Source organism: Variovorax trehalosi (assembly GCF_051216415.1).
Taxonomy (GTDB): domain Bacteria; phylum Pseudomonadota; class Gammaproteobacteria; order Burkholderiales; family Burkholderiaceae_C; genus Variovorax.
This window is the reverse complement of the sequence record NZ_JBPJZG010000004.1, coordinates 212,307-238,836: the sequence shown is the minus strand read 5'-3', so window position 1 is coordinate 238,836 and position 26,530 is coordinate 212,307. Positions and strand designations below refer to the sequence as shown.

Sequence of the window (26,530 nt, the reverse complement as noted above, 5' to 3'; positions counted from 1 at the left end):
CGTCGGGGCGAGTGCCGCCCTGAACGGACTCAGGCGACAGCCGGTAGCGTTGCTTGCATCGACGCGCGCTGGTTGAACACCTCGAACCACTTCGCCGTGTTCGGCGCATCGGCACGCCAGTCGACCGATGGAAAGCGGAAGTCCATGTAGCCCAATGCGCAACCGAAGGCGATGGTCCCTATATCGACGCGGTCGCCGAACGACGGCGCCGCCGTTTCGAGCCATTCGAGACCGGTGCGCACCTTGGCGAGCTGACCCTCGGTCCAGTCGTTCCAGCGCAGGGCTTCGGGGCGGAGCATGGTTTCGTAGCGCGCGAGCAGTGCAGCAGCGGTCATGCCGTCGGCGAGGGCCAGTTCAGTGAGGCGGGCCCAGCGCTGAGAGCCATCGGCGGGAAACAGCGAACCCGAATGCGTGGCGTCGAGGAATTCGCAGATCACGCGGCTGTCGTACAGCACCTGCCCGTCGTCGCACAGGAAGGTCGGCACCTGGCCGAGCGGGTTCTTCGGGAGGATGGTGGCGTCGCGCTTCACCGGGCCGGCGGCGCTAGGCAATTTCTCGATGCGGTCGGCAATGCCGAGTTCGTGCGCGACGACCATGCACTTGCGCACGAACGGCGAAGCGGGCGAGTGGAAGATCTTCATTCGGTGTGTCCTTGGATTGCAGGTCTCATCTCAACGCACGATCCGCAGCATGCCCTCTTGCGCCGTGGACGCCACGAGCCGCCCGTCGCGCGTGAACAGGCTGCCGCGGCACAGGCCCCGCGCACCGCTCGCGCTGGGCGAATCGAGCACGTAGAGCAGCCAGTCGTCCATGCGGAAATCGCGGTGGAACCACATCGCGTGGTCCAGGCTCGCGGGGCGCACCTGGCCGCTCATGAAGCTCAGGCCGTGCGGCAGCATCGCGGCGCGCAGCAGACCGTGGTCGGAGGCGTAGGCGAGCAGCGCGCGGTGCACGACCGGGTCATCGGGCAGCGGCGCGATGGCGCGCATCCAGATCGCACTTTCCGAGGGACGCACGATGGGCGTGAGCAGGTCGTCGGCCTCGACGCGGCGGTATTCGATGCCGTGCGGCTCCAGGCCCTTGATGCGCCAGCGCTCGGGCAGGCGGTCGCCCAGGGCGAGGCGCTGGTCGAGTTCGCTGACCAGGCCTTCGGGGCCTTCGACCTCGGGCATCGCGAGCTGGTGTTCGACACCGTCGTCCACCGTCTGGAACGACGCCGACATCTCGAAGATGATCCGCTCCCCCTGGCGCGCCACCACATGGCGGGTGGTGAAGCTGCGGCCGTCGCGCACGCGGTCGACGCTGTACTCGATGGGCGCATGCTCGCCCGGCAGCAGGAAGTAGGCGTGCATCGAATGCACCGGCCGGTCGGCACCGACCGTGAGGCTCGCGGCCGCGAGCGACTGGCCGAGCACCTGACCGCCGAAGACGGCCGGAGTGCCGATGTCTTCGCTCTGGGCGAGAAAGCGATCGCCGCCGAGCGGTTCGAGCTGCATGAGGGCGACGAGTTCGTCGACGAGGCGGGCGGCGGTGGCGGGATCGGTGGTCATCGGCAAAGGGCAGTCGGTGCAGGAAAAAAGCAGCCCTCGACCATAGCAAAGGACGGGCCGGCGAGCTGTCGCGGCCCGGTCAGCGGGGCGCTGCTATTTGTAGAAGCAGATGTCCATGAAGCGCGCGCGGCAGCGGTAGTCCGTGCCGCCTTGCACGATGAACATGGGCACGCCGCCCACCAGCAGCTTGCCGTCGTCGTCATAGATCAGCGGCGACGGGGCGGGTTGGGCGGCGGGGCCGGTGGCGGTTTCCTGCTCGACAAACCTGATGAGGAACGAACGGGAGAAGTCGAGCGTGTCGGCGGGTTTGAGCGGCGCAGCCGCGTAGCGCGTGCCGTAGACGGTGCCGAAGTAGCGAAGCGCCGGGCCGGTGCGGTCGCCGTATTTCATGTCGGTTTTCGCGAAACCGGTCTGGATCAGGAAGACCCGGTCTTCGGGTGCCAGGTCCGCGTCGAAGGCGAGCAGCGTGTACGTCCCTTCGAAGCTGTTGTTGCGCGCCACCTTGAGTTCGCCGTTGAGGCTTGGCGTGATCTTGGCGCGCCCGCTCCAGCGCAGCAACGCGGCCACGGACGGGTCGCCATCGAACACGTAGTGATATTTCTCCGCGGCAATGACAACCTTGCGGCCGTCCTTGGCGGCAAGGAAGCTCACCACCTCGTCCTTGCCGTGGACGGGTTCGCCTTCGGGGGTGTTGGCGCAGCCCCATTGCATGAGGCCGAGCGCGGCACAGGAAAGGGCGAGGAGAAGACGACGCGCAGGGGTCGAAAACGAAAGGAGGTGCACTTTTCGTCCGGGGTTGGAGTTCATCAAGCCCCGGACTCTAGCGCCATACCGCCGATTCGGTGTCTTCAGCGGTCGAGATCCGCGCCGTCGGCGACCAGCTTCTTCTGCAGCGCCGGCACATCGACATCCGCGAAATTCGCGCTGCCCAGCGATGCCGCCGCAGTGCCAGCCGCCTGCCCCATGACGAAGCAACCGCCGCTCGCGCGCGCGGCCGACTGGCCTTCGTGCGTCATCGCGGCGCAGCGGCCGGCCACCAGCAGGTTGTCGACCCGGCGCGGCACCAGCATGCGCCAGGGCAGCTGGTTGTAGGTGCGGTTGTCGTCGCGCGGAAAGGCCCATTCGATGCGGCCGTCGGCGTGCATCTCCATTGGCCAGGCGTTGATGCCGATGCTGTCGTCGAACCTGGCCGACGAGAGGATGTCCTCGCCCGCGAGCGCATAGAGGCCTTCGATGCGGCGCGTTTCGCGGATGCCGACCTGCGGCGCGATCTCCACGATGGCCGAATGCGCGAAGCCCGGCACCTCGGCCTTCATGAACCTGAAGTACTCGGCGATCTGGCGGCGGCCTTCGAGCTCGCCCTCGGTGAGCTCGCGCGCATCGACACCATTCATCGCGCGGCCGGCCGCGTTGCGGATCTGCGTGACGTTGGCGCGCCATTCGCGCGGGTCGATGTTGGGCCGCAGGATCGCGCCTTCGCGCGGGAACTTGTAGGTTCCCGGCTTCTGCTGCTGCACCTTGGCCATCAGGTCGTTGATGGCCTTGAACTCGCCCACGGCTTCGAGCGCCGGTTGCGCATCGACCTGGCCGACGCGGAACATCGTGGTCGGAAAGAGTCCGCTGCCGTGGCCGTCGCCCACCTCGAAGGGGACGCCCGCGAAGGCCGCCACGTCGGCGTCGCCGCTGGCGTCGATGAAGGCGTTGGCGCGGATCGCCTGGCGGCCCGACTTGGTCTCGACCACAAGGGCCGCGATGCGGTCGCCGTCGCGGATCACCGCCGCTGCCCACGCATGGAACAACAGGTTCACGCCGGCATCGAGCAGCAACTGGTCGGCCGCGATCTTGTAGGCCGAGGTGTCGTAGGAGCGCACGCGGATGCGACCCTGCATGCCGTCCTGCGGCTTGTTGAGGCCGCCGAGCGCGCCGATGCGATCGAGCAGGTCGTCGGCCACGCCGCGCACCAGCAGCGTCATCTCGCCGTTGCGTTTGCCGTACAGGCCCGCGAAGTTGGTCACGCCGCCCGCGGTGCCCATGCCGCCGAGGAAGCCGTAGCGTTCCACCAGCAGCGTGCGCGCACCATGGCGCGCGGCACTCACGGCGGCAGCGATGCCGGCGGGGCCGCCGCCGACCACGACCACGTCGTATTCGCCGAAGACCGGCAGCTCGCGTGCCGGTTCTGTCAGAGTTGTCTGCCGGACTGCCATTACTGCAACTTGATGCCGCGGGTGGCAATGATCTTGGTCATGATGGCCGCCTCTTCGTTGACGCGCGTGCGCATGCCGTCCGGCGACGTGCCCACGGCCTGCCAGCCTTGCTCGAAGAGCTTGCGGCGGACCTCCGGGTCTTTCATGACGATGGCGAGTTCATGGCCGATGCGCGCCTGCGCCGTCTTCGAGAGGTTGGCCGGGCCGAGCAGTGCCACCCACACCTCGAGGCTGAAGTCCTTCACGCCGGCTTCGGCCAGCGGCGGGATCTCGGGCACCAGCGCGCTGCGGCCACCGGTCAGGCCGATGGCCTTGAGCTTGCCGGCGCGGATCTGGGGCATGGCCACGCCCGGCGGGATCAGTCCCATCTGCACCTGGTCGCCCAGCATGGCGGTGACGACCTGCGGGTTGCCCTGGTAGGGCACGTGCTCGGGCCTGAAGCCGGTGACTCGGCTCTTGAGCAGCTCCATGCCCAGGTGGCCGACGGAGCCGATACCGACCGAGCCGTAGTTCCATTTGTCGCCGGCCTGGCGGCCCGCATCGAAGAAGGCGGTGCCCGAGGGCAGGTTGTTCTGCGCCACCAGCACCAGCGGCGCGGTCGCGATCAGCGAGAGGTACGTGAAGTCCTTGGCCGGGTCGTAGGGCAGCTTGGGGTACAGCACCTTCGACGACGTGAGGTTGCCGTTGATCACGAGGCCCAGCGTGTGGTCGTCGGTGGCCTTGGCCACCTGGTCGGCCGCGATGTTGCCCGAGGCGCCGGCCTTGTTGTCCACCACGATCGGCTGGCCCAGCGCCTTGCCCAGCGGCTCGGCGATGGTGCGCGCCGCGATGTCGGGCGTGGAGCCACCCGGAAAGCCCACCAGCAAACGGATGGGCTTGGTCGGCCAGGCGCTGTTCTGTGCACTTGCGGCGAGCGGCAGGAGGGAGGCGGCTGCCAAGCCGCAAGCGATCAAAAGGGCTCTCTTTTTGGCGTGCATGGCGAAAAGAAGTGAAAAAGTTAACAAAAACCGAAGAAAGCCAGCTTAACTGCCGAGGGGAACAGCGGGCAAGGCGCGCTCCCGCTATTCGAGGCTGATGTTGCCCCTGCGCACCAATTCGCCGTACACCTTCGACTTGGCCTCGGCGTTGCGCTGGATCTCCTCGGGCGACCACGCCAGCGGCTCGAAGGCGAAGGTGTCGAAGCGGGCGCGGATCTCGGGGTCGGCGATGACCTTGGCCACGTCGGCGTTGATCTTCGCCTTCACCGCCGCCGGCACGCCCTTGGGCGCGAGCAGCGAGACGAAGGAATTGACTTCGAGCGAGGCCGGCCCGCCCGCCTCCGCCATGGTCGGCACGTCGGGCATCTGAGGAATGCGCTTGGGCGCCGCGACCGCGATGTAGCGCAGCTTGCCCGCCTTGTAGATGCCCTGGCTCGACGGGATGCTCGCGAAGGCCCACGGCACTTCGCCGGTGCCCACGTTGGAATAGAGCTGCGACACCTCGCGGTACGGCGCGTGGCGCATGCGGATGCCGGTGAGCGCTTCCAGCTGCTGCGCGCCCAGATGGCCGGGGCTGCCGACGCCCCACGAACCGTAGACGACACCTTCGGGCTCGGCCTTGGCGGCGGCGATGAGATCGCCCATGGTCTTCCACTTCGAATCGGTGCCCACGGCCACGAAGAAGGGTGTGCGGAACAGCGAAGCCACCGGGTCGAAGTGCTGCAGCGTCACGAAGTTCTTCGACTTGTACAGGTGCGGCAGCGCGGCGACGTGCTCGCTGTCCAGCTGCAGCAGCGTGTAGCCGTCGGGCGCGGCGCGGCGGGCCTGGTCGATGGCGATGAAGCCACCGCCGCCCGGCTTGTTGTCGATCACCACGCGCTGGTTCCACAGGCGCGAGAGCTTGTCGGACACGAGGCGCAGCACCGCGTCGGGGCCGCTGCCGGCGGCGAAGGGCGTGACCAGCGTCACGGGCCTGTTCGGGAAGTCGCCGGCCTGCGCCAGCGCGCCGGTGGTGGCGATGGTGGCAGTGAGGGCGAGGACGCCCGTCAGCAATGCGCGCGAGAAATTCATGGTGCTTGTCTCCTGGGCCTTCGGCCTCGAATGGTGATGATGAAAGAAATTCGTTTCAATGCAACGAAAGCTCGGCGGCGGCAGGATGCAGCGAGGCCGGTGCATCGTCCAGGCAGTGCTCGGGCCGCCACGCATAGAGCCACTCGACCGCATCGTAGAAACGCTCCGGCGTGCGCCCGACCCAGAGGCTGTTGCGCACCAGCCGCTCGACGCCCCTCGCGTGATACAGACGCCCCATCTCGCGCACCGACAGCACCACCCGCGCCGTGCGGGCGACGCGTGCGGCTTCGTACAGTTTGAATGCGGCGGTCATGTCGAAATCGCAGGCCTTCACCGCGGCGCCCAGCGTCACCGCGTCTTCCAGCGCCATGCAGGCGCCCTGCGCGAGGTACTGCATCATCGGATGCGCCGCATCGCCCAGCAGCGTGGCCGGGCCCTCGCTCCAGCGGTCGACCGGGTCGCGGTCGGCAGTGCTCCATCGGCGCCACGAGGTGGGACGGTCGAGCAGTTGGCGCGGGCGCGCGTGCACACCCTCGAAGTACGAGAGCACTTCTTCCTTGCTGCCGTCGGTGACGCCCCACTCTTCTTCTTCGCGGCTGTGGAAGGTGACGACCAGGTTGTATTGCTCGCCGTGGCGCAACGGGTAGTGCACCAGGTGGCAGTTCGGACCGGCCCAGACAACGGGCGCGTTCCAGCGCAGATCGGCCGGCATGTCGGACGCGGGCACGACCGCGCGGTACACGACGTGGCCCGAAACGCGCGGTGCATCGCCGATGAGCTTGGCGCGCACCACCGACTTCACGCCGTCGCAGCCCACGATGGCGTCGGCCTGGAAGCGCCTGCCGTCGCGCGTGACCGCGGTGACGCCGTGCGCGCCGGTGTCGATGGACTCGACCTGCGCCGAGGTGTGGAAGCGGATCAGCGGATGCTGCTTCACCGCCTCGTGGATCGCGCCATGCAGGTCGGCGCGGTGGCTCACCGCGTAGGGATTCCTGAAGCGCGCGCGGAAGGCTTCGCCGACCGGCACCGAGGCCACTTCGCTGCAATCGACCGCATCCATCATCACCAGCCTGTCCGTGAAGACCGAGCCCCGGCGCACTGCCTCGCCCACGCCCAGCGCGTCGAGCGCCGCGAAGGCGTTGGGGCCGAGCTGCAGGCCCGCGCCGATCTCGCCGATGGCCGCGCTCTGTTCGAGCAGGTCGATGGATACGCCCAGGCGCGCGAGCGCGAGCGCCGCGGCCATGCCGCCGATGCCGCCGCCGACGAGCAGCACGCTGGGCGGGTTCTTCGTGGGAGATGTGCTCATCGGGTGGCCTCTGCGCTTCGGAGAAATCAGTCGATGCGGACCGTGAGCGAAGGCAGCCGCTCGATGCTGACCTTGATCGTCTGCCCCGCCTTCACCGCACCCACGCCTTCGGGCGTGCCGGTAAAGATCAGGTCGCCGGGCTGCAGCGTGAAAAGCGTCGAGAGATTGGCGATCACTTCGTTCACCGACCAGATCAGGTGCGCGATGTCGCTGTTCTGGCGCACCTCGCCATCGACCGTGAGCGTGATCGCGCCGGCGTTGATCTCGCCCACATCGGCCAGCGTGCGCAGCGGCGCGATGGGCGCCGAGAAGTCGAAGGCCTTGCCGATTTCCCACGGACGGCCCTGCTCGCGCATCTTCATCTGCAGGTCGCGGCGCGTCATGTCCAGGCCCACGGCGTAGCTGTGGATGTGGCTCGATGCCTGGTCGACCGGGATGTCGCGACCGCCCTTGCCGATGGCGACCACGAGTTCGGCTTCGTAGTGGTAGTTGCTCGTGAGCGGCGGGTACGGAATCGAGCCGACCTGGCCTTCGGCCACGGGCACCACCGATGCGTCGTCATTGGGCTTGCAGAAGAAGAACGGCGGTTCGCGGTCGGGGTCGAACCCCATCTCGCGGGCATGCGCCGCGTAGTTGCGGCCGACGCAATAGACGCGGCGCACTGGGAACAGCTTGTCGGAATCGACGATGGGCAGGCCAACGATGGAAGGAGGTGTGAAAACGAAGGACATGGAAAGCTCCTGCCGCACGCGGCGGCACACGGTCAAACAATGAAAAGAAAGAGGTCGGCCGCCGTTCAGGCGTCTTCGAGGAAGGCTTCGCGCAGGATGCCCATGGCCTGCTGCACGGGGCGGTCGGAGAAGCTGAAGAGCACCACGTCCTCGACCGGCGACAAGAGGCGCAGCGGCGCCCACGACGGCACGACGAAGGTGTCGCGCGGTCCGAACTCGAAGCGCTGGCCCGCGATCTCGGCGATGCCGTGGCCCTCGAGCACGCTGTAGACGGCGCCATCGGTCGCGCGGTGCGTCTTGCCCGCAAAGCCTTTCGGCAGCAGCTGCAGGTTGGTCGAGATCGTCGGCATCGGCGAGCCGCCCGTCAGCGGGTTGATGTAGCGCAGCTTGTGGCCCAGCCACGCATCGGGCGCTTCCTGCTTCTGCAGTTGTGCCAGCGCCTCGCGGCTGCGCGCATAGGGGTAATTGAAGATCGGCGAGGTGGCCGACACGTGGTCGTGCCGCACCGGCACCATGTTGTGGCCGAAACGCGCGAGGCTGTGGCCCTCCGGGCGCGCGACGTGCTGCACCTTGGCGTCGTCGTTCTCGGCAAAGCCGGCATCGAAGAAGCGCAGCATCGGAATGTCGAGCCCGTCGAGCCACACCACCGGCTCGCTCACGCCTTCGATGCCTTCGTTGCCATGGTCGTGCCAGGCCCACGAGGGCGTGATGATGAAGTCGCCCGGGTACATGGTGGTGCGCTCGCCGCCCACCGTGGTGTAGGCGCCCTTGCCGTCGACGATGAAGCGCAGCGCCGACTGCACATGGCGATGCGACGGCGCCACCTCGCCCGGCATGATGAGCTGCAGGCCTGCGTAGATCGACTGCGTGATCGACGAGTTGCCGGGCAGCGCCGGGTTCTCCAGCACCAGCACGCGGCGCACGGCCTCCTCGGCGGTGATGAGCTCGGCCGACTCCATCAGCAGCGGGCGGATCTCGTCGTAGCGCCACAGGGCCGGCACGCACGGCGTCTGCGGCTCGCGCGGCACCAGGGCGTGCAGCGATTCCCACAGCGGGGTGAGGTTCAGGGGGCGGATGCGGGCGTAGTAGTCGCTGCGTTCGGCGGCGTTGGCCGGGGCGCTTTTCGGGGCGCTTGCGGAAGCGGGATTCATGCGTGGTTGTCTCCGTTGCGGGCATTGTTGACCCACCCCACTATTTCCTCAAGACCGGCAGCCAATACACAGAATTCTAAATTTCGATAATGGTGTCTTTCGCCCTAAGCAAAGAACGCCGGAAAAACACCATGTCCAAGCTCGATCTCGAATGGCTCGCCGTGTTCGACGAGGTCTACAAGACCGGCAACGTCTCCAAGGCGGCCGAGCGGCTGGGCATGGCGCAGGCCGCGGCCAGCACCGCGCTCAACAAGCTGCGGGCGCACTTCGACGACCGCCTCTTCACCCGCACCGCGCAGGGCATGCAGCCCACGCCACATGCCGAGCGCATCTACCCGAACCTGCGCGAGGTGCTGGCCCAGCTGGCGCAGGCCCAGGGCAACCGCAGCAGCTTCGAGCCCGCCGAGGCGCAGCGGCGCTTTCGCATCTGCATGACCGACATCAGCGAGGTGGTGCTGCTGCCCGGCCTGCTCGACCACCTGCGGCACGTGGCGCCGGGGGTGCACATCGAGACCGAGATCATCTCCACCAACAGCGGCCGCCGGCTGCAGGACGGCGAGGTCGACCTGGCCGTGGGCTTCATGCCGCAGCTGGACGCGGGCTTCTACCAGCAGACGCTGTTCATGCAGAACTTCGTGTGCCTGGCTGCGCAGAACCATCCGCGCATCGGCACCAGGCTCACGCGCAAGCGCTTCGAGGCGGAGGCGCATGCGGTGGTGTCCACATCCGGCACGGGACATGCCATCGTCGATACGACCATCGCGCGGCTGGGGCTCAAGCGCGACGTGGTGGTGCGGCTCTCCAGCTTCCTGAGCGTGGCGCGGATCGTGGCGCACACCGAACTGCTCGTGGTGGTGCCGCGCATCCTGGGCAAGGTGCTGGCCACGCAGGAGCCGGTGAAGCTGCTGGAGCTGCCCTTCGCGCTGCCGGACTATGCGGTCAAGCAGCACTGGCACGAGCGCTTCCACGCGGACCCGGGCAATGCATGGCTGCGGCGCACGCTGGCGCAATTGTTCAGCGGCGGCTGAGCGTGCACGCCCGGGCGACGGGCGGCGCGGCCGGAAGCGGGCGCCCGCTCGCATAATCGCGGCTCCCCACCCACAGCCACCCCTATAAGGCGCCCCATGTCCTCGATCACCCTGCGTTTTCTGGCCGAGCCCAGCACCGTCAACTTCGGCGGCAAGGTCCACGGCGGCACGGTCATGAAGTGGATCGACGAGGCCGGCTACGCCTGCGCGACCAGCTGGGCCAAGCGCTACTGCGTCACCGCCTTCATCGGCAGCATCCGCTTTCACCGGCCGATCATGATCGGCGACCTCGTCGAGGTCGAAGCCCGCCTCGCCTACACGGGCACCACCAGCATGAACATCTCGGTCGAGGTGCGCAGCGGCGACATGAAGGGCGGCTCGATGGAAAAGACCACCGAGTGCCTGATCGTCTTCGTCTCGGTCGATTCGCACGGCCGGCCGCTCCCGGTGGTGGCCTTCGTGCCCGGCACGCCCGGCGAAATGGCGCTGGCGGAACGGGCGAAGGCGCATCTGGACGCCAGCCGCGCAGCCGGCGCCACGCCGTAATCCTCGTAGAGGCGAAGCTCTAACGGGAGCGCCGCCCAGCGGCTAGAGTCAGGCGACAAGTTTTCAAAGGACTACTTCGCATGGCGACTCAAGACGACGACGGCAACAGCAGCAAATCCTCCGACCGCATCAAGGATTCCGCCCAGCAGATCTGGCTCGCCGGTCTCGGCGCGTTCGCCAAGATGCAGCAGGAAGGCAGCAAGGCCTTCGAGGCGCTGGTCAAGGACGGCGCCGGCATGCAGAAGAAGACCCAGGCTGCCGCCGAAGAAACCCTCGCCCAGGCCCAGCAGCGGATGGCCGGCTTCGCCAGCGAATTCGGCACCAAGGCCGCGGGCCAGTGGGGCAAGCTGGAGAACATCTTCGAAGAGCGCGTGGCGCGCGCCCTCGAAAAACTCGGTGTCCCCTCGGCCGCCGACATGGCCGCGCTGCAGGCGCGCGTCGAGGCCCTCGAAGCGCAATTGAAGGGCAATGCGAAGGCGGCGGCGACCACCCGCAAGACCACCGCGCGCAAGACCGCCGCATCCACAACCGCCGCGAAGAAGACACTGCGCCGCCCCAAGGCCGGCTGACGCCAACTAAATTGCGGCACTGCACAAAAATTAAGCGCCGCAAAACATGTCCTGCACCGTTCATGGTGCAGTGCACATACGCTAGAGTGTTCCCAAGACCAAGAGACACACCGGGGGCACCGACATGGCAAAGAAGGCGCCACGCCGCACAGCGCAACGCATCCTCGAAGCCGCACTGGACCTGTTCAACCGCTTCGGGGAACCGAACGTCTCGACCACGCTGATCGCGGGCGAGCTCAACATCAGCCCCGGCAATCTCTACTACCACTACCCCGCCAAGGAAGAGCTGATCAACAAGCTCTACCAGGGCTACGAGGCCGAGCTCAACGAGCTGCTGCATGCGAGCGAAGGCGTGCACGACGTGGAAGACGCGTGGTTCTTCATGCACACGCTGTTCGAGCTGATCTGGCGCTACCGCTTTCTCTACCGCGACCTGAACGACCTGCTGAGCAAGAACCGCCACCTGGAGACGCAGTTCCAGCTGGTGCTCAAGAACAAGACCCGCGCGATCCGCCAGCTGATCTCCGGCCTCGGCCGCGCCGGCCACCTGGACATCGACGCGCACGAGATCGATCCGCTGGCCCAGAGCATGGTCGTGGTGCTCACCTACTGGCTGAGCTACGAATACGTGCGCAACCCGCGCGAGGCGCTCGAACCCGCGCATGCGCAGGGCGCGCTGATGCGGGGCGGCCACCACACCCTGCACCTGCTCGCGCCCTACCTCGGGCGTGAACAACGGCGGCATCTGCTGACCCTGAGCAATGCCTACAACGGCGAAGATGCCACGCACAACGTGGCTCCCACTGTCGACATGGCGGCCTAGGGCCTGTTCACACCATGCCCCACCCCGACTTCAAACCGCTCTCGCTGATGTCCGCCAGCCCGGTTGCCGCGAACGCGGAGCCCTGGACGCCCCTTCCCTATGCCGACGTGCCGCGCTTCGACGCGCGCAGCGTGTTGCCCCACTGGCCGCGCCTGCATGCCGGCCACCACCTGCCGCCGCCGGACGCCGATGCGCCGCTGGCCGAAGGCTGGGCGCTGTACCACAGCGGCGATTTCGAACGCGCCGCCGCCATCGGCCTGCTGCACGGCTCCGAGGGCCTGGTGCTCGCCAACCAGGCCACCGCCATCTATGCCAACTACCTCGAGCCGCGCGAGGCCACCCGGCTCGCGATGTTCCGCCAGGTGATCGAGCGCGCGGGTGCGCAGGCCGCCGCCGAGCCCGACAACTGCCAGGCGCTCTACTGGCAGGCCTATGCGCTGGGCCGCTACAGCCAGGGCATCAGCGTGGCGCGCGCGCTGGCGCAGGGCCTGGGCACCAAGCTCAAGGGCGCGCTGGAACGGGTGATCGAACTGCAGCCGGCGCACGCCGACGCGCACCTTGCGCTGGCCGCGTTCCACGCCGAGGTGATCGACAAGGTGGGCGCGCTGGTCGGACGCATGACCTACGGCGTGCGCGCCGAAACCTCGGTGGAATTGTTCGAGCGCGGACTCGAACTGCACCCGCATTCGCCCGCGGGAATGATGGAGTACGCCCGTGCCCTGCTGATGCTGCATGGCGACTCGCGCATGGCCGAAGCCACCCGGCTCTACGAAAAGGCCGCCGCGATGACACCGGCGGATGCGCGGGAGCGGCTGGACGTGGAACTGGCCCGGGCGGGGCTGTCGGACTGAGCGGCGCGCGTCACCGCCGCTGGCGAATCAACCCAACCTGCTCCAGGAACGCCCGCACCCGCGGCTGCCACACCTCGGGATAGCGCGAGAACAGCGCATGTCCGTCCTCGCCGTACGGCGGGAACTGGGTGAACTCGCCCTTGCCGCCCGCCTCCCTGAAGGCCTTGAACCATTCCTGCGGATAGGTGGGTCCGAAATACTGGTCGTTCTCGGTGTAGATCCACAGCGTGGGCATGTGCGCCGTCTTGCCGTACTGGCCGAACAGCCGCTCCAGCGCCTCCGGCGAGCACGGGCGCTGCGGCTGGGTCTTCGGATTGCCGCCACCGCCGCCCGCGAAGTTGATGGCTGCCACCACGCCCGCCGGATTCTGCGCCGCCGCCGCGATGGCGATGGTTCCACCGAACGACTGGCCGACGATGACAGCGCGCGCGGGATCGACATCGGGCCTCGCGCGCATCAGCTGGAGCACCCGCAGCGTCTGTGCCAGCCCCGCTTCGTAGGCCGGTGCGTAGCGCCTGGCGCCGCACTGGCCGCTGGCCTCCACGTCTTCGCCGCCGGTCACGCCGTAGCCGATGCGGGTCGGCACGGCGACGACGAAGCCCTGCGCCACGAAGAAGCGCGACGCCACCGAATAGCGCGCGCGCCCCATGGCCGCGCGCTCCGCGGACTGCGCCGCCCGGCCATGGTTGAGAACGATCAGCGGAGCCGGCACCGGGTTCGTATCGTCCGAAAAGACGGTCACCCTGACGGACTGCTCGATGCGCCTGCCATCGATGCCGTTGACCTGTACCGGCACGTCGAGCTGTTCCTCGCGCAAGGCGCCATGGACGCCGGTCGCGGCCAGCAGCAGGAGCTGCAGCAGCACGGCTCGCCAGAGTACGGATGTCTTCTTCATGAATGTCCCTCGCGCTCGCGGTTATTAAGATCGCCGTTTCGACTCATCTTCTTCCCGCCGCCATGTCCGACCTCAACGCCCAATTCGAAACCGCCCAGGCCAACTCCAAGCTCCTGGCCGAGCGCCCCGACAACCCGACGCTGCTGAAGATCTACGGCCTCTTCAAGCAGGCCACCGAAGGCGACAACACCGCCAAGAAGCCCAGTTTCAGCGACATCGTCGCGCGTGCCAAGTGGGACGCCTGGACCGCCCAGAAGGGTGCGAGCAGCGACGAGGCCAAGCAGAAGTACATCGACCTGATCGAGTCCCTGCGCGGCTGAGCGGGCGAAGCGCTTAGGCCGGCAGCTTCGTGTCAGCGAGGCGCCGGATGGGCTGCACGAACGCGAGGTCCGCGCCGTCGAGCACGTCGCGCCCTTCGAGGCTTTCGAAGCGGAGCCCGGTCTCCGCTTCGACGAATGCGAGGGGGCGCTGCGAGGTGCCGAAATCTTCCAGGTCGCGCGCCACGCCCGAGTCGAGGTACGTGCCCTGGCTCATCAGGTAGGCGATGGCGCTCAGCTCGCCCGTCGCCTCGCTGATGAAGGCGACGACCTTCCAGAAATCCCGCGGAATCTGGATGCCGAATCGCTCCGGGTCGTCCGAGCGGAGGATCGGCCCCGTGAACACGCTGATGCGCTTGTCGTCGCCCTGCGCGTTGCCCAGGATGTAGTCCTCTAGGTCACCCCACAGCCCGTCGTTGAAGGGCTGCCACTGCGGGCAGGCATTGGTGGCGAAGAAGGTGTCGATGTTGGCGCGTTGCGCCGTGGCCAGCGAGCCCCAGTTCGGGTCCTGCCTGCGCGTCATGTGGCCGCGGGAGAACTTCTGGTCCTGCTCGGGGCCGTAGGCCTCGCGCAGCATCTGGTATTCCTTCCTGATGCGGCCGTCGTAGTTCCAGGTGTCGTGGCGCGGCACGTTCTTCGACTTCGATCCGTCGATGTTGCACGCGGAGTAGAGCGGCACGCGCCGGGAGATGCACTGCACCGTGCTGAAGTGCTGGTACTTGAGCTCGAAGGAGCCGTCATCGAGCGTTGCGATGTCGTCCATGGAAATGGCATCGCCCATCGACGGCAATTCGACGCGGTTGTCGTCGCCGAAGAACGTGGGTTCGTAGCCCTTGCGACCCTTGAAGAATTCCGGCGGCTTGGGGATGGCGGCGACGCGCTGGATGCCGGCCCACGAACTGCTCACGACCTGGATGTCTGTATCGGACATGAAGCTCCCTCTTCAGAAAAACACCGGTCACGGCCGACACCGACCATGCGCGCCTTGCGGCTACTTCGCGAGCTTGGCGCGTGCGTTTTTCAGATTGAAGACAGGCTTGCGGATTTCCGCGAAGGTGGGCTGGGACACGGCCCACTCGGGGTTCTGCTCGATGGCCGCCAGTTGCTCGTCGTCGAGCTGGGCCTCCACCAACTTGCCCGTCTTCGGCGTGAGCACGACACCGGGCACGCAGCGGCGCAGCCGCGCTTCCGCCGACAACTTCTTGCCGGGGCTGCCTGTGTAGGTCAAGACGACGCTGGTCACTTCTTCAGAACTCCAAAACCTTCATATTCGGCGGGCCACCCCACTCTTTGCGCTGCCTGCGACAGCATCGTGACGATGGCGTCGGCCTTTTCGGGACCGTTTGGCATGTTAAGCAGCTTCGAATTCCCTGACAACAGACGGGCCGCCATGCCCGAGGTGTAGGGCGTGGCCATCGAGGTGCCGGACATCATGGCGTACCTCTCGCCCGGAAACGTCGAGAGCACGGCCACGCCGGGGCCGATGAAATCGGTCGACAGCCCGTAGTTGGAGAACTCGGCGACGAATTCCTTCTTGCGGCGGATCTCGCTCTCCTGAAAGCTCTCGGGGCAGTCCGCCGGAAACGTGCCGTCGCGCCCCAGCGCGCCGACTGCCATCGTGTGGCTGTAGCGAGCCGGATAGCGCAGCAGCGGCTGGCCATCGTTGCCGGTGGCGGCGAACACCACCACGCCGGCATCGCGTGCCCGCTGGAGCACGTCCGGCATCTCCGGCATCGGCTCCAGGCTGCCCATGCTGATGTTGACGATGTGGCAGCCGTCGGCGATCGCGCGCTCGAGCGCGCTGGCGATGTCGGTCGACTTCGCGCGGCCACGCTCGCCGGTTTTCGGACACACGCGGTAGGCCAGCAGCCGGCAGGCCGGCGCGAGGCCGTGGATGCCGGTGGCTTCGGCTTTCCTGCCCGCGATGATTCCTGCGACGTGGGTCCCGTGCCCGATGCCGTTGTCCAGGAAATCCGCGGCGTTCTCGCCAGTGACGAAACAGGCGCCGCCCGCCACGGCGATGTCCGCATGCGGCCCGACGCCGCTGTCGATCACGCCGACCGTCACGCCCGCGCCCGCCTCCGGGTCGTAGGGCGCGTAGTTCGCCAGCAGCTGGAAGCGGTCGGGCACCAGCGGCAGCGCCTGCACATTCAATCGTTTCGGTGCCGCGACGCGATCGAACCCCTTGACGAAGACCGACCAGTGCGTGTGCTCGGGCTCGACCAGGATCATTTCCACCCGCGGATAGAGCACAGGAATTCCCAGGTCCGCGATGCCCCGGCTGTCGGTCACCGCGGGCACGTGCGCGCCGTCCCAATTCACGAGCGCCTTGACCCGCACGCCCGCCACGGGTTTGCCCTGCGGGTCCGCAAGGTGCAGTTCAAAGCGCTTGACCTTGGCCCCGGGCGCCACCTGGATCGCACTGGAATCCAGCTCGTCGCCCAGCGGTCGGATGTACTGAAGGTAGGCCCATGCGGCGGGTGCGATCCGCAGCCCGGGCGTGTTCCGGCGCATCGCCAGCAGCGCAGACGAATTGGCCTTCATCACGGACACGTCGTCGATCTGCTTGACCAGCTTCATCCGCGGAACGCCGCGCCCCTCCACCCGCTGGCCGAGCGCCTCCGCCGAGTTGCCCAGGTTGATCGCGCTCAATGTCGCGAGCTCCGCACCGCCGGGCGCGGCACTCCGCGAAGGCCACACGATGACGTCGTCCGAGAACTTCGGCTCCGCCACCATGCGACGCAGACGCAGCATCTGCAGCAGACGCTCGACGTTCTCGCCGTCCGACTTCGAGATCTCGCCCCTCGCCTGCTGTTGCTGCGCGCGCCCGGTCTCACGCGCCATGGGGGTTCGCTTCGGTGCTTCCTGCCGCTTGCTCGCTGCTGCCATGGACTCTCCTTGTTGCCCGGTGGTTTATCGCACGGGCGGCATTTCAGGCCAATGAATGGCCCGCCCCGGTCAACCCACGATCCCGCGCGCATGCAGCGCGGCGATCTGCTCGGCGCTCAGGCCGATCTCCTTCAGCACCGCATCGGTGTCTGCCCCCAGCGCCGGTGCGTTGTGCCGGTGGCTGGCCGGCGTGAGCGACAGCTTGGGCACGAAACCGGGCACCGCGAGCGCGCCGCCGTCGGGCATCTGCACCTGCTGGAGCATGCCGCGCGCGGCGTAATGCGGGTCGGCCGCGATGTCGGCGATGGTGTAGATGCGGCCGGCCGGCACATGCGCCGCATCGAGCGCGGCGAGCACTTCGTCCACGGTGCGCGCGGCCGCCCAGTCACCAATGGCGGCATCGAGCATTTCCACCTGCGCCACGCGGCCCGCGTTGCCTGCCAGCGCGGGATCGGCGGCCAGGTCCGGGCGGCCGATGCATTCCATCAGGCGGCGGAAGATGCCGTCGCCATTGCCGGCAATGATCGCGTAGCCGCCATCCGCGCAGCGGTAGGCGTTGGTCGGCGCGATGCCGGGCAGCGCGCTGCCGGCGGCCTCGCGCACCGCACCGAATGCGCCGTACTCGGGCAGCAGGCTTTCCATGCAATTGAAGACCGCTTCATAAAGCGCCACGTCGATCACCTGTCCCCTGCCCTTCGGGTATTCGGCGCTCACCGTCGCGTGGCGGTGCTGCATCGCCATCAGCACGCCGATCACGCCGTGCAATGACGCCAGCGTGTCGCCGATCGACACGCCCACGCGCACCGGCACGCGGCCGGGCTCGCCTGTGAGGTGGCGCAGCCCGCCCATCGCTTCGGCCACCACGCCGAAGCCGGGGCGGTCGCGGTACGGGCCGGTCTGGCCGTAACCGCTGATGCGCAGCATCACGAGCGCGGGATTGGCGGCCAGCAGCGCGTCGGGGCCGAGGCCCCAGCCTTCCATCGCGCCGGGGCGGAAGTTCTCGATCAGCACGTCGGCCTCGGCCGCGAGCTGCCGCACGATCGCCTGCGCCTCGGGCTCGCGCAGGTCGAGTGCCAGCGAGCGCTTGTTGCGCGACTGCACCTGCCACCAGACCGAAGTGCCGTCCTTCAGCAGCCGCCAGGTGCGCAGCGGATCGCCCGCGCCGGGCGGCTCGATCTTCACCACCTCGGCGCCGAAATCGGCCAGCGTGCGTGCGGCGAAGGGGCCGGCGATCAACTGGCCGAGCTCGACGACCTTGAGACCGGCCAGCGGACCCGCCGCAGTCGGCTCGGCCTGGAAAGAAGAGGTTTTCGTCATGGCGCCAGAGTGTGCCGCGTCGCGGCGAGCGCTCGCCGGGGCGGGAAAACACCTATGAATTCTTGACATCGCATTTCCGGCACTTTCCGCACCGCAGCAATCCCCTGCCGGCAGCCCCTCTCTCCCGAGGAGAAAGGGGTTTGCTGCACCGCAATGCCTTCGCCAACCCGCTTGTGCAAAGGTCAAAAAAGTATCAATTTCGAGCCTCATCTCTGGTTGTTGGCATCCTGGGCGATTCGTACAGTCCGCCCCACGCTGCCACAGGCCACCCACAGAACAAAGAGACAAGGAAAAGGAACCGCTCATGCAACCCGATCTGGAAATCGTCGAAGTCCGTGGAGATGAATCGTTCACTGCCTGGGCGCACGGCTATCCGTACCGCACGGTGCGCTGGCACTTCCATCCCGAGTACGAGATCCAGCTGATCGTCGAGACCCGGGGCGTCTATTTCGTGGGCGACCACGTCGGGCACTTCGAGCCCGGCAACCTCGTGCTGATGGGACCCGACCTGCCGCACAACTGGATCAGCGACGTGCCCGCGGGACAGAGCGTGGAGCGGCGCGGCATCGTGATCCAGTTCCCGGCCGGGCTGATGAAGAACATGGCCGCGGCCTTTCCCGAGTTCGAGCGCATCGCGCCGCTGCTGGCCGAGTCAGGCTCGGGGCTGCTGTTCTCCGCCGAGACGGCCATTGCGGCCAAGCCGATCATGGAATCGCTGCTCGAAGCGCGTGGCCTGCGCCGCGTGATCCTGCTGCTCTCGCTGCTCGAGCTGCTGGTCGACAGCCACGACCGCCAGCGGCTCGCCAGCCCGGCCTTCAAGCCCGACCCGAAGGCATTCATGTCGCACGCCATCAACAACGTGCTCGCGCATATCTCGGCCAACCTCGGCGACGAGCTGCGCGAGCCCATGCTGGCCGAGCTGGTGGGCCAAAGCCCGAGCGCGTTCTCGCGGTCGTTTCGCAAGCACACGGGCCAGTCGTTCGTGCGCTATGTGAACCGGCTGCGCATCAGCCGCGCCTGCGAACTGCTCACCAGCAGCGAGAAGCCGGTGCTCGACGTCTGCATGGACGTGGGCTTCAACAACGTGTCGAACTTCAACCGGCAGTTCCTCCTGCACAAGCGCATGCCGCCGACCAAGTTCCGCAACTTCCATCGCATGCAGGCCGCGGCCTCGCGTGCCGCCAAGTCGCCGTAGCCGGCGCTCACCGTTCCCCCGCGTCATTACCGGCGCGGCGCATCGGGCGCCGCGTGGGGGGCGCCTTTGCCCGCGTTTTCTCGACAGTCAACAACCTCAGGAGACAGCCACCATGAAGAACCTTCTCAAAGCCACCGCCCTCACCGCCGCCCTCGCCTGCGGCGCGACCGCCGCGCAGGCCCAGGCGCCCAAGCAGCCGCTGCGCATCGGCATGACCTTCCAGGAGCTGAACAACCCCTACTTCGTGACGATGAAGCAGGCGCTGGAAGAAGCCGCGGCCACCATCGGCGCGACCGTGGTCACCACCGACGCGCGGCACGACGTGGCCAAGCAGATCGGCGACGTGGAAGACATGATCCAGAAGAAGGTCGACATCCTGCTGCTGAACCCGACCGACTCCACCGGTGTGCAGTCGGCCGTTCGCTCGGCCAAGAAGGCGGGCCTGATCGTGGTGGCCGTGGACGCGAATGCGCAAGGCCCGGTCGACTCCTTCGTCGGCTCCAAGAACACCGACGCCGGGCACCTCGCCTGCGAATACCTCGCCAAGAGCATCGGCGAGAAGGGCGACGTGGCGATCCTCGACGGCATTCCGGTCGTGCCGATCCTGGAGCGGGTGAAGGGCTGCCGCGAAGCGCTCGCCAAGTACCCCGGCGTCAAGGTGGTGAGCACGCAGAACGGCAAGCAGGAGCGCGCCACCGCGCTCACCGTGACCGAGAACATCCTGCAGGCCAACAAGAACCTGAAGGGCATCTTCAGCGTGAACGACGGCGGCTCGATGGGCGCCCTCGCGGCCATCGACGCGAGCGGCAAGGACGTGAAGCTCACCAGCGTGGACGGCGCGCCCGAAGCGATCAAGGCGATGCAGAAGCCCGGCTCCAAGTTCATCGCCACCACCGCGCAGTACCCGCGCGACCAGATCCGCCTGGCCATCGGCATCGCGCTCGCCAAGAAGTGGGGCGCCAACGTGCCCGCCGCCATTCCGGTCGATGTGAAGCTGATCGACGCCGAAGGCGCGAAGACCTTCACCTGGTAAGCCCCGGAACCGCGCCGTGACAACGAACAACACCGCCGAGATGCTGCGGCTCGAGGGCGTCTCCAAGCGCTTTCCGGGCGTGAAGGCACTCTCGGGCATCGACCTCTCGATCCGCAAGGGCGAGGTGCATGCGCTGCTCGGCGAGAACGGCGCGGGCAAGTCGACGCTGATGAAGATCCTCGGCGGCATCTACCAGGCCGACGAGGGCCGCATCTTCATCGAAGGCAGCGAGCGCCAGTTCGCGGGCTACAACGATGCGATCGCGGCGGGCATCGGCATCATCTTCCAGGAGTTCAGCCTCATCCCGTACCTGAACGCGGTGGAGAACATCTTCCTCGGCCGCTACCTGAAGAACCGCTTCGGGCTGATGGACAAGGCGGCGATGAAGCGCTCGGCGCAGCAGCTCTTCGACGAGCTGGGCGTGCAGATCGATCTCGATGTGCCGATCTGCCGGCTCTCGGTCGCGCAGCAGCAGTTCGTGGAGATCGGCAAGGCGCTGTCGCTGAAGGCGCGCCTGCTGGTGCTCGACGAGCCGACCGCCACGCTCACCCCGAACGAGGCCGGGCATCTCTTCAAGATCATGCGGGAGCTGCGCGCCAAGGGCGTCGCGATGATCTTCATCTCGCACCACCTGGACGAAATCTTCGAGGTGTGCGACCGCATCAGCGTGCTGCGCGACGGCGCCAATGCGGGGCACGCGGACGTGGGTGCGACCGATATCGATGCGCTGGTCCGGATGATGGTCGGCCGCAAGATCGAGCACAACTTTCCGCCCAAGCCCGTCCCCGCGCCGCGCGGACGCAAGGTGCTCGAAGTGCCGGAGATCCAGCTCGCCAAGGGCGGACCGGTCAACAGCTTCGACCTGCACGAAGGCGAGATCCTCGGCTTCGCAGGCCTCGTGGGATCGGGCCGCACCGAACTCGCGCTCGGGATGATGGGCGCCGACCGCGTGCACCGCAAGACGGTGCTGCGCAACGGCAAGCCCGTACGGCTGAACGACCCGACCGAGGCGCTCGCGAACGGCATCGGCCTCCTGCCCGAGAGCCGCAAGGTCGAGGGGCTGATCACCGATTTCACGATCCGCTTCAACATCTCGATGAACAACCTGGGCAAGCACAGGAGCGCCGGGCTCGTGAGTCAGAGGTCGGAGAAGCAATCGGCCGCAGAGTTGTCCAAGCGTGTCGGCGTGAAGGCTCCGAGCATCGAGACGCGCGTGGCCACGCTCTCGGGCGGCAACCAGCAGAAGGTGGTGATCGCGCGCTGGCTCGGACATGCGAGCGAGGTGCTGATCTTCGACGAGCCCACGCGCGGCATCGACGTCGGCGCCAAGGCCGAGATCTACAGCCTGATGCGCGAACTCACGCGCCAGGGAAAAGCCATCGTGATGATCTCGAGCGAGCTGCCCGAGATCGTCGGCATGTGCGACCGCGTCGCCGTGTTCTCGGGCGGGTCCATCGTGGCCACGCTGGAGGGCGACTCCATCAACTCGGGCGACATCATGCGCCACGCAACCACAGGGGGTTCGCAATGAATGCCACCGCCAGCCATCCCACGCCGCCGGTTCCCACGGGTGGGTTCTTCACCCAGCTGCGCCGCTCGACGGCCTTCCTGCCACTGGTCGGTCTCGTCGCGATCTCGGTCTTCATGATCGTCGCGACCGACAACTTTCTCTCCTGGGGCAACCTGCAGAACATCGCGCTGCAGTCGTCGATCAACGCGATCATCGCGGTCGGCATGACGGCCGCGATCCTCACCGGCGGCATCGACCTCTCGGTGGGCGCGGTGGTGGCGCTGTCGGGCACGCTGGCCTCGGGAATGATGGTGCAGTTCGGCCTGCCGCCGATGCTCGCCGTGCCGCTGGGCCTGGCTGTCGGCGTGGTGATCGGCCTCTTCAACGGCTACTGCGTGGCCTACCTACGCATGCCGCCGATCATCGTGACGCTGGCCACCATGGGCATCGCGCGCGGCATTGCGCTGATCTACACCGGCGGCTATCCGATCGACGGGCTGCCGGAATCGTTCGCCTTTCTCGGCGGCGGCGTGCTCGCGGGCATCAAGGTGCCGATCCTCATCATGCTGGCGACGTACCTCGTGGCGTATGTGCTACTGAACATGGCGCCGTTCGGGCGGTATGTGTATGCCATCGGCGGCAATGAAGAAGCGACGCGTTTGTCTGGCGTGCGCGTGTCGCGCTACAAGCTGCTCGTGTATGCACTGAGCGGCCTTACTGCAGCCATCGCCGGCATCGTGCAGGCGGCGCGCGTCACGAGCGGGCAGCCCGGTGTGGGCGTTGGCTTCGAGCTGGATGCCATCGCGGCAGTGGTGATGGGCGGCACGTCCATCGCCGGCGGGCGCGGCGCCATCGTTGGCACGCTGGTCGGTGCGCTGCTGCTTGGCGTGCTCAACAACGGTCTCAACATGATCGGCGTGTCGCCGTATCTGCAATTGATCATCAAGGGCGGCATCGTGCTCCTTGCGATCTTCATCAGCCGAGAAGCCAAGCGCTGACCCTTTCCCCGTCTTGCTCCTTCCCCCTCTGGGGGAAGGCTGGGATGGGGGCAGCCAGAGCGTGCCCAGTGGATACGCCGCTTGCCCCCACCCCTGCCCTCCCCCAGAGGGGGAGGGAGAAAAACCAATACCCAACACCCTCTCTGATCACAAGGAACCCATGTCTTATCAAAAGCTCCAGCCCGGCGCCTCGGGCGCCATCGGCGAACTCGCTGCCATGCAGGCTGTCGTGTGCCACGGCCCGAAGGACTACCGGCTCGAAACCGTCGCGATGCCCACCATCGGCCGCAACGAACTGCTGATCTCCATCGCCGCCTGCGGCATCTGCGCCTCCGACTGCAAATGCCACTCGGGCGCGAAGATGTTCTGGGGCGGCGACGGCCAGCCCTCGTGGGTCAAGGCGCCCGTCATCCCGGGCCATGAATTCTTCGGCTACGTCGAAGCACTCGGTGAAGGCGCGGCCGAGCACTTCGGCGTGGAGAAAGGCGACCGCGTGATCGCCGAGCAGATCGTGCCCTGCGGCAAGTGCCGCTTCTGCACCTCGGGCAAGTACTGGATGTGCGAGGTGCACAACATCTTCGGCTTCCAGCGCATCGTGGCCGATGGCGGCATGGCCGACTACATGCGACTGCCGCCGACCTCGCGCGTGCACAAGATCCCCGACGGCATCTCGCTGGAAGACGCGGCCATCATCGAGCCGCTCTCGTGCGCGATCCACACGGTGAACCGCGGCGACCTCCAGCTGGACGACGTGGTGGTGATCGCCGGCGCCGGCCCACTGGGCCTGATGATGGTGCAGGCCGCGCGCCTGAAGACACCGAAGAAGCTCATCGTGATCGACCTCGTGCCCGAGCGCCTCGCCCTGGCGAAGGAGTACGGCGCAGACGTGACGATCAATCCGAAGACCGAGAACGCCGACGCCGTCGTCAAGGGCTTGACCGAAGGCTACGGCTGCGACGTGTACATCGAGACCACCGGCGCGCCCATCGGCGTGACGCAGGGGCTGGAGATGATCCGCAAGCTCGGCCGCTTCGTCGAATTCAGCGTGTTCGGCGCGGAGACCAGTGCCGACTGGTCGATCATCGGCGACCGCAAGGAACTCGACGTGCGTGGCGCGCACCTGGGGCCGTACTGCTACCCGATTGCCATCGACCTGCTGGCGCGCGGTCTCGTCACCTCGAAGGGCATCGTGACACACGACTTCCCGCTGACCGAATGGGAGCGCGCGTTCGCGCTGGCAAACTCGCTGGATTCCATCAAGGTGCTGCTCAAGCCGCAGCCCCGATCCTGAGAGACGGCAACCATGAAATACGTGATCGGCGTCGACATCGGCACGCAGAGCACCAAATGCCTGCTGGTCGGCATCGACGGCAAGGTGCATGCGCAGGCGAGCGTGACCTACCAGCCCGAGACGCCGAAGCCGCTGTGGGCGCAGCAGGATTGCGCCGTGTGGTTCGACGCCGTGTGCGAGAGCGTGCGCGCCTGCGTGGCGAAGAGCGGCATCGCGCCCGCGAACATCGCCGCGATGTGCGTGAGCAGCCTCTACGGCGGCGCGGGCATTCCGGTCGATGAAGCCATGCAGCCGCTGCACCCATGCCTCATCTGGATGGACCGCCGCGCCACCGCCGAGGTCGATGTGGTGAACGCGAACGTCGATGTGGCGCGGCTGCAGGCGATCACCGGCAACGGCGTGGACAGCTACTACGGCTACACCAAGATCCTGTGGTTGCGCGAGCACCTGCCCGAGGTGTGGGCAAAGACGCGCTGGTTCCTGCCGCCCAACAGCTACATCAACTGGCGGCTCACCGGCGAGCTCGCGGTCGACCACAGCTCGGCCGGCAACATCGGCGGTGTGTACGACGCGGCAGAGCGCGGTTGGTCGGAGGAAGCGCTGGCCATGCTCGGCATCCCGGCGCGCATGATGCCGCCGCGCCTGGTCGAGTCGAGCGATGTGGTCGGCGGCTTGAGTGCCGAATGGGCCGCGAAGCTCGGCCTCGCCGAGGGCATGCCGCTGATGGCCGGTGGCGTCGATGCGGCGGTGGCCACCTTCTGCGCGGGCGTGACCGGCAGCGGCGACCACGTCGCGATGATCGGCACCAGCATGTGCTGGGGCTTCGTGAGCCCGACGGTCGATGCGCGCCACAAGCTCATCACGATGCCGCACGTCTACCGCGGCGCAGACCGCAGCTATGTGTTCGGCGGCGCGATCACCGCGGGTGCGGCCGTCACCTGGTTCCGCGACGTCTTCTGCCAGGCCGAGGTGGCCGAGGCGGCGCGCACCGGCGAAGACGCGCATGCGCTGATCGAGCGCAAGGCCGTCGACGTGCCGCCCGGCGCGGAGGGCCTGGTCTTCCTGCCGTACCTGATGGGCGAGCGCAGCCCGATCTGGGATGCGCAGGCCAAGGGCGCGTTCATCGGTCTCTCGCTCGCGCACAGCCGCGCGCATCTCTATCGCGCGGTGCTCGAAGGCGTGAGCTTCGCGCTGCAGCACAACATCGAAGCCGGCCGGCAAAGCGGGCAGCCGCTGGACGACCGCCTCATCGTGGTCGGCGGCGCAGCGCATTCGAACCTGTGGATGCAGATCGTCGCGGACATCACGGGCTACCCGGTGTTCACCATCGAGGAAGAGGTCGAGGCGGCCCTCGGTGCGGCCATGCTCGCGGCGCTCGGCGCGGGGCTGGTCGATGCGACGACGGCCGAGCGCGGCTGGGTCACGCTGGTGGAACGCGCGCGGCCCGAGCCCGCGGCGCAGGCTGTCTATCGCGAACGCTTCGATATCTACAAATCCCTCTACCCGGCATTGCGCGATGCGATGCATCGACTGACATGACGACCTCCTTCGATTTCTCCGGCCGGCGCGCCCTCGTGACCGGCGCGAGCAGCGGCATCGGCCGCGCGGTGGCGGTGCGGCTCGCGCAAGCGGGCGCAGCGGTGACGGCCGTGGGGCGCAACGCGGCGGCGCTCGATGCACTGCGCGCGGAAGCCGGCTGCACGCCATTGGTCACCGACGTCGGCGACGCAGCCGCATTGGGGCGCGCGCTTGCAGCGCTGCCAGCCTTCGACCTTGTGGTGAACTGCGCCGGCATCGCGCTGCTCGAATCCGCACTCGAACTGCAGGCCGAGAGCTTCGACGCCGTGATGGCCGTCAACGCGCGCGCCGCGGCACTGGTCGCCGCGCGCTGCGGCAAGGCGATGATCGCGGCCGGCGTGCGCGGCAGCATCGTCAACGTGTCGAGCCAGGCCGCGCTGGTCGCGCTCGATGCGCATCTTTGCTATTGCGCGTCGAAGGCGGCAATGGACGCGATCACGCGCTCGCTGTGCCTCGAATTCGGGCCGCATGGCATCCGCGTCAACAGCGTGAATCCGACCGTGACGCTCACGCCGATGGCCGAAGAGGCCTGGGCCGATCCGGCCAAGAGCGCGGCGGTCTTGAGGAACATTCCGATGGGACGGTTTGCGCAAGTCGAAGAGGTGGTCGCGCCGATCCTCTTTCTGCTGTCCGATGGCGCGTCGATGGTCAGCGGCGTGGCGCTGCCGGTCGACGGGGGCTACACGATCGTGTGAACCCG

At 67.5% G+C, this 26,530-nt stretch carries 27 protein-coding genes; 13 read left to right on the top strand and 14 right to left on the bottom strand.

The window, feature by feature from the left end:
• Positions 1-29: 29 nt before the first annotated feature.
• The 9 genes from ACSFA7_RS16785 to gtdA form a co-directional block, all read right to left on the bottom strand.
• On the bottom strand, positions 30-641 hold the full coding sequence (locus ACSFA7_RS16785; protein ID WP_435500430.1) for a glutathione S-transferase: 612 nt from the start codon (positions 639-641) through the stop codon (positions 30-32).
• Between the two features lie 30 nt (positions 642-671).
• A complete protein-coding gene (locus tag ACSFA7_RS16780) occupies positions 672-1,550 on the bottom strand; it encodes an acyl-CoA thioesterase (RefSeq protein WP_206176799.1) in 879 nt (292 codons plus the stop codon).
• A 93-nt stretch (positions 1,551-1,643) separates the two neighbouring features.
• Positions 1,644-2,261, bottom strand: coding sequence for a hypothetical protein (locus ACSFA7_RS16775; RefSeq protein WP_435500429.1), 618 nt, complete (start codon positions 2,259-2,261; stop codon positions 1,644-1,646).
• Between the two features lie 137 nt (positions 2,262-2,398).
• Complete coding sequence (locus ACSFA7_RS16770) at positions 2,399-3,754, bottom strand: FAD-dependent oxidoreductase (protein ID WP_435500428.1); 1,356 nt, start codon at positions 3,752-3,754, stop codon at positions 2,399-2,401.
• Positions 3,754-4,731 carry a Bug family tripartite tricarboxylate transporter substrate binding protein gene (locus tag ACSFA7_RS16765; RefSeq protein WP_435500427.1) on the bottom strand — a complete coding sequence of 326 codons (978 nt, stop codon included), beginning with the start codon at positions 4,729-4,731 and terminating at the stop codon, positions 3,754-3,756. The genes ACSFA7_RS16770 and ACSFA7_RS16765 overlap by 1 nt, the downstream gene beginning before the upstream one ends.
• A gap of 84 nt (positions 4,732-4,815) precedes the next feature.
• Positions 4,816-5,802: a Bug family tripartite tricarboxylate transporter substrate binding protein gene (locus ACSFA7_RS16760; RefSeq protein ID WP_435500426.1), complete on the bottom strand. Its 987-nt coding sequence runs from the start codon at positions 5,800-5,802 to the stop codon at positions 4,816-4,818.
• 55 nt (positions 5,803-5,857) lie between these two features.
• Positions 5,858-7,108, bottom strand: coding sequence for a 3-hydroxybenzoate 6-monooxygenase (locus ACSFA7_RS16755; protein WP_435500425.1), 1,251 nt, complete (start codon positions 7,106-7,108; stop codon positions 5,858-5,860).
• A 26-nt stretch (positions 7,109-7,134) separates the two neighbouring features.
• Positions 7,135-7,839 carry a fumarylacetoacetate hydrolase family protein gene (locus tag ACSFA7_RS16750; RefSeq protein WP_435500424.1) on the bottom strand — a complete coding sequence of 235 codons (705 nt, stop codon included), beginning with the start codon at positions 7,837-7,839 and terminating at the stop codon, positions 7,135-7,137.
• Between the two features lie 65 nt (positions 7,840-7,904).
• On the bottom strand, positions 7,905-8,990 hold the full coding sequence (gene gtdA / locus ACSFA7_RS16745) for a gentisate 1,2-dioxygenase (RefSeq protein WP_435500423.1): 1,086 nt from the start codon (positions 8,988-8,990) through the stop codon (positions 7,905-7,907).
• A gap of 131 nt (positions 8,991-9,121) precedes the next feature.
• Between gtdA and ACSFA7_RS16740 the strand changes: the two genes are divergently transcribed.
• From ACSFA7_RS16740 to ACSFA7_RS16720, 5 genes are all read left to right on the top strand, one after another.
• Positions 9,122-10,018: a LysR family transcriptional regulator gene (locus ACSFA7_RS16740; RefSeq protein ID WP_435500422.1), complete on the top strand. Its 897-nt coding sequence runs from the start codon at positions 9,122-9,124 to the stop codon at positions 10,016-10,018.
• Between the two features lie 96 nt (positions 10,019-10,114).
• Positions 10,115-10,564 (top strand): acyl-CoA thioesterase, encoded by a 450-nt coding sequence (locus ACSFA7_RS16735; protein ID WP_435500421.1) that lies wholly within the window; start codon positions 10,115-10,117, stop codon positions 10,562-10,564.
• A gap of 80 nt (positions 10,565-10,644) precedes the next feature.
• A complete protein-coding gene (locus ACSFA7_RS16730; RefSeq protein WP_435500420.1) occupies positions 10,645-11,133 on the top strand; it encodes a phasin family protein in 489 nt (162 codons plus the stop codon).
• Between the two features lie 124 nt (positions 11,134-11,257).
• Positions 11,258-11,956, top strand: coding sequence for a TetR/AcrR family transcriptional regulator (locus tag ACSFA7_RS16725; protein WP_257864308.1), 699 nt, complete (start codon positions 11,258-11,260; stop codon positions 11,954-11,956).
• A gap of 14 nt (positions 11,957-11,970) precedes the next feature.
• A complete protein-coding gene (locus ACSFA7_RS16720) occupies positions 11,971-12,807 on the top strand; it encodes a tetratricopeptide repeat protein (RefSeq protein WP_435500419.1) in 837 nt (278 codons plus the stop codon).
• A 10-nt stretch (positions 12,808-12,817) separates the two neighbouring features.
• On the opposite strand, the gene ACSFA7_RS16715 is transcribed toward ACSFA7_RS16720, so the two are convergent.
• On the bottom strand, positions 12,818-13,702 hold the full coding sequence (locus ACSFA7_RS16715) for a dienelactone hydrolase family protein (protein ID WP_435500418.1): 885 nt from the start codon (positions 13,700-13,702) through the stop codon (positions 12,818-12,820).
• Between the two features lie 62 nt (positions 13,703-13,764).
• Between ACSFA7_RS16715 and ACSFA7_RS16710 the strand changes: the two genes are divergently transcribed.
• Positions 13,765-14,022 carry an acyl-CoA-binding protein gene (locus tag ACSFA7_RS16710; protein WP_435500417.1) on the top strand — a complete coding sequence of 86 codons (258 nt, stop codon included), beginning with the start codon at positions 13,765-13,767 and terminating at the stop codon, positions 14,020-14,022.
• 13 nt (positions 14,023-14,035) lie between these two features.
• On the opposite strand, the gene ACSFA7_RS16705 is transcribed toward ACSFA7_RS16710, so the two are convergent.
• The 4 genes from ACSFA7_RS16705 to ACSFA7_RS16690 form a co-directional block, all read right to left on the bottom strand.
• Positions 14,036-14,950, bottom strand: a complete 915-nt coding sequence (locus ACSFA7_RS16705) for a DNA/RNA non-specific endonuclease (protein ID WP_435500416.1) — start codon at positions 14,948-14,950, stop codon at positions 14,036-14,038.
• A gap of 60 nt (positions 14,951-15,010) precedes the next feature.
• Positions 15,011-15,262: a hypothetical protein gene (locus tag ACSFA7_RS16700; protein WP_435500415.1), complete on the bottom strand. Its 252-nt coding sequence runs from the start codon at positions 15,260-15,262 to the stop codon at positions 15,011-15,013.
• Entirely contained in the window at positions 15,259-16,908 is a 1,650-nt protein-coding gene (locus ACSFA7_RS16695) for a S8 family peptidase (protein WP_435500414.1), read from the bottom strand. Before ACSFA7_RS16695 ends, ACSFA7_RS16700 begins: the two co-directional genes overlap by 4 nt.
• Positions 16,909-16,977: 69 nt before the next feature.
• Positions 16,978-18,225, bottom strand: a complete 1,248-nt coding sequence (locus ACSFA7_RS16690) for a CaiB/BaiF CoA transferase family protein (RefSeq protein ID WP_435500413.1) — start codon at positions 18,223-18,225, stop codon at positions 16,978-16,980.
• A 304-nt stretch (positions 18,226-18,529) separates the two neighbouring features.
• Between ACSFA7_RS16690 and ACSFA7_RS16685 the strand changes: the two genes are divergently transcribed.
• The 7 genes from ACSFA7_RS16685 (at position 18,530) to ACSFA7_RS16655 (ending at position 26,525) form a co-directional block, all read left to right on the top strand.
• The gene (locus tag ACSFA7_RS16685) at positions 18,530-19,420 is read left to right on the top strand and encodes a helix-turn-helix domain-containing protein (RefSeq protein WP_435500412.1); all 891 of its coding nucleotides are present in this window, start codon (positions 18,530-18,532) and stop codon (positions 19,418-19,420) included.
• Positions 19,421-19,532: 112 nt separating this feature from the next.
• Complete coding sequence (locus tag ACSFA7_RS16680; RefSeq protein WP_435500411.1) at positions 19,533-20,453, top strand: ABC transporter substrate-binding protein; 921 nt, start codon at positions 19,533-19,535, stop codon at positions 20,451-20,453.
• Positions 20,454-20,493: 40 nt separating this feature from the next.
• Complete coding sequence (locus ACSFA7_RS16675; RefSeq protein WP_435500787.1) at positions 20,494-21,984, top strand: sugar ABC transporter ATP-binding protein; 1,491 nt, start codon at positions 20,494-20,496, stop codon at positions 21,982-21,984.
• On the top strand, positions 21,981-22,961 hold the full coding sequence (locus tag ACSFA7_RS16670) for an ABC transporter permease (RefSeq protein ID WP_435500410.1): 981 nt from the start codon (positions 21,981-21,983) through the stop codon (positions 22,959-22,961). Before ACSFA7_RS16675 ends, ACSFA7_RS16670 begins: the two co-directional genes overlap by 4 nt.
• Before the next feature lie 160 nt (positions 22,962-23,121).
• Positions 23,122-24,252: an alcohol dehydrogenase catalytic domain-containing protein gene (locus ACSFA7_RS16665; protein WP_435500409.1), complete on the top strand. Its 1,131-nt coding sequence runs from the start codon at positions 23,122-23,124 to the stop codon at positions 24,250-24,252.
• 12 nt (positions 24,253-24,264) lie between these two features.
• A complete protein-coding gene (locus ACSFA7_RS16660) occupies positions 24,265-25,791 on the top strand; it encodes an FGGY-family carbohydrate kinase (protein WP_435500408.1) in 1,527 nt (508 codons plus the stop codon).
• Positions 25,788-26,525 carry an SDR family oxidoreductase gene (locus ACSFA7_RS16655; RefSeq protein WP_435500407.1) on the top strand — a complete coding sequence of 246 codons (738 nt, stop codon included), beginning with the start codon at positions 25,788-25,790 and terminating at the stop codon, positions 26,523-26,525. Before ACSFA7_RS16660 ends, ACSFA7_RS16655 begins: the two co-directional genes overlap by 4 nt.
• The last annotated feature ends 5 nt before the right edge of the window (positions 26,526-26,530 follow it).

What these genes read in the sequence shown, in the direction of transcription:
- ACSFA7_RS16655 (WP_435500407.1), top strand. Translation starts at nt 25,788, where the DNA reads ATGACGACCTCCTTCGATTTCTCCGGCCGGCGCGCCCTCGTGACCGGC.
- ACSFA7_RS16760 (WP_435500426.1), bottom strand. Translation starts at nt 5,802, where the DNA reads ATGAATTTCTCGCGCGCATTGCTGACGGGCGTCCTCGCCCTCACTGCC.
- ACSFA7_RS16710 (WP_435500417.1), top strand. Translation starts at nt 13,765, where the DNA reads ATGTCCGACCTCAACGCCCAATTCGAAACCGCCCAGGCCAACTCCAAG.
- ACSFA7_RS16705 (WP_435500416.1), bottom strand. Translation starts at nt 14,950, where the DNA reads ATGTCCGATACAGACATCCAGGTCGTGAGCAGTTCGTGGGCCGGCATC.
- ACSFA7_RS16735 (WP_435500421.1), top strand. Translation starts at nt 10,115, where the DNA reads ATGTCCTCGATCACCCTGCGTTTTCTGGCCGAGCCCAGCACCGTCAAC.
- ACSFA7_RS16665 (WP_435500409.1), top strand. Translation starts at nt 23,122, where the DNA reads ATGTCTTATCAAAAGCTCCAGCCCGGCGCCTCGGGCGCCATCGGCGAA.
- ACSFA7_RS16680 (WP_435500411.1), top strand. Translation starts at nt 19,533, where the DNA reads ATGAAGAACCTTCTCAAAGCCACCGCCCTCACCGCCGCCCTCGCCTGC.
- ACSFA7_RS16720 (WP_435500419.1), top strand. Translation starts at nt 11,971, where the DNA reads ATGCCCCACCCCGACTTCAAACCGCTCTCGCTGATGTCCGCCAGCCCG.
- ACSFA7_RS16785 (WP_435500430.1), bottom strand. Translation starts at nt 641, where the DNA reads ATGAAGATCTTCCACTCGCCCGCTTCGCCGTTCGTGCGCAAGTGCATG.
- ACSFA7_RS16780 (WP_206176799.1), bottom strand. Translation starts at nt 1,550, where the DNA reads ATGACCACCGATCCCGCCACCGCCGCCCGCCTCGTCGACGAACTCGTC.
- ACSFA7_RS16750 (WP_435500424.1), bottom strand. Translation starts at nt 7,839, where the DNA reads ATGTCCTTCGTTTTCACACCTCCTTCCATCGTTGGCCTGCCCATCGTC.
- ACSFA7_RS16670 (WP_435500410.1), top strand. Translation starts at nt 21,981, where the DNA reads ATGAATGCCACCGCCAGCCATCCCACGCCGCCGGTTCCCACGGGTGGG.
- ACSFA7_RS16685 (WP_435500412.1), top strand. Translation starts at nt 18,530, where the DNA reads ATGCAACCCGATCTGGAAATCGTCGAAGTCCGTGGAGATGAATCGTTC.
- ACSFA7_RS16770 (WP_435500428.1), bottom strand. Translation starts at nt 3,754, where the DNA reads ATGGCAGTCCGGCAGACAACTCTGACAGAACCGGCACGCGAGCTGCCG.
- ACSFA7_RS16690 (WP_435500413.1), bottom strand. Translation starts at nt 18,225, where the DNA reads ATGACGAAAACCTCTTCTTTCCAGGCCGAGCCGACTGCGGCGGGTCCG.
- ACSFA7_RS16755 (WP_435500425.1), bottom strand. Translation starts at nt 7,108, where the DNA reads ATGAGCACATCTCCCACGAAGAACCCGCCCAGCGTGCTGCTCGTCGGC.
- ACSFA7_RS16765 (WP_435500427.1), bottom strand. Translation starts at nt 4,731, where the DNA reads ATGCACGCCAAAAAGAGAGCCCTTTTGATCGCTTGCGGCTTGGCAGCC.
- ACSFA7_RS16695 (WP_435500414.1), bottom strand. Translation starts at nt 16,908, where the DNA reads ATGGCAGCAGCGAGCAAGCGGCAGGAAGCACCGAAGCGAACCCCCATG.
- ACSFA7_RS16715 (WP_435500418.1), bottom strand. Translation starts at nt 13,702, where the DNA reads ATGAAGAAGACATCCGTACTCTGGCGAGCCGTGCTGCTGCAGCTCCTG.
- gtdA (WP_435500423.1), bottom strand. Translation starts at nt 8,990, where the DNA reads ATGAATCCCGCTTCCGCAAGCGCCCCGAAAAGCGCCCCGGCCAACGCC.
- ACSFA7_RS16675 (WP_435500787.1), top strand. Translation starts at nt 20,494, where the DNA reads ATGCTGCGGCTCGAGGGCGTCTCCAAGCGCTTTCCGGGCGTGAAGGCA.
- ACSFA7_RS16660 (WP_435500408.1), top strand. Translation starts at nt 24,265, where the DNA reads ATGAAATACGTGATCGGCGTCGACATCGGCACGCAGAGCACCAAATGC.
- ACSFA7_RS16740 (WP_435500422.1), top strand. Translation starts at nt 9,122, where the DNA reads ATGTCCAAGCTCGATCTCGAATGGCTCGCCGTGTTCGACGAGGTCTAC.
- ACSFA7_RS16730 (WP_435500420.1), top strand. Translation starts at nt 10,645, where the DNA reads ATGGCGACTCAAGACGACGACGGCAACAGCAGCAAATCCTCCGACCGC.
- ACSFA7_RS16725 (WP_257864308.1), top strand. Translation starts at nt 11,258, where the DNA reads ATGGCAAAGAAGGCGCCACGCCGCACAGCGCAACGCATCCTCGAAGCC.
- ACSFA7_RS16775 (WP_435500429.1), bottom strand. Translation starts at nt 2,261, where the DNA reads ATGCAATGGGGCTGCGCCAACACCCCCGAAGGCGAACCCGTCCACGGC.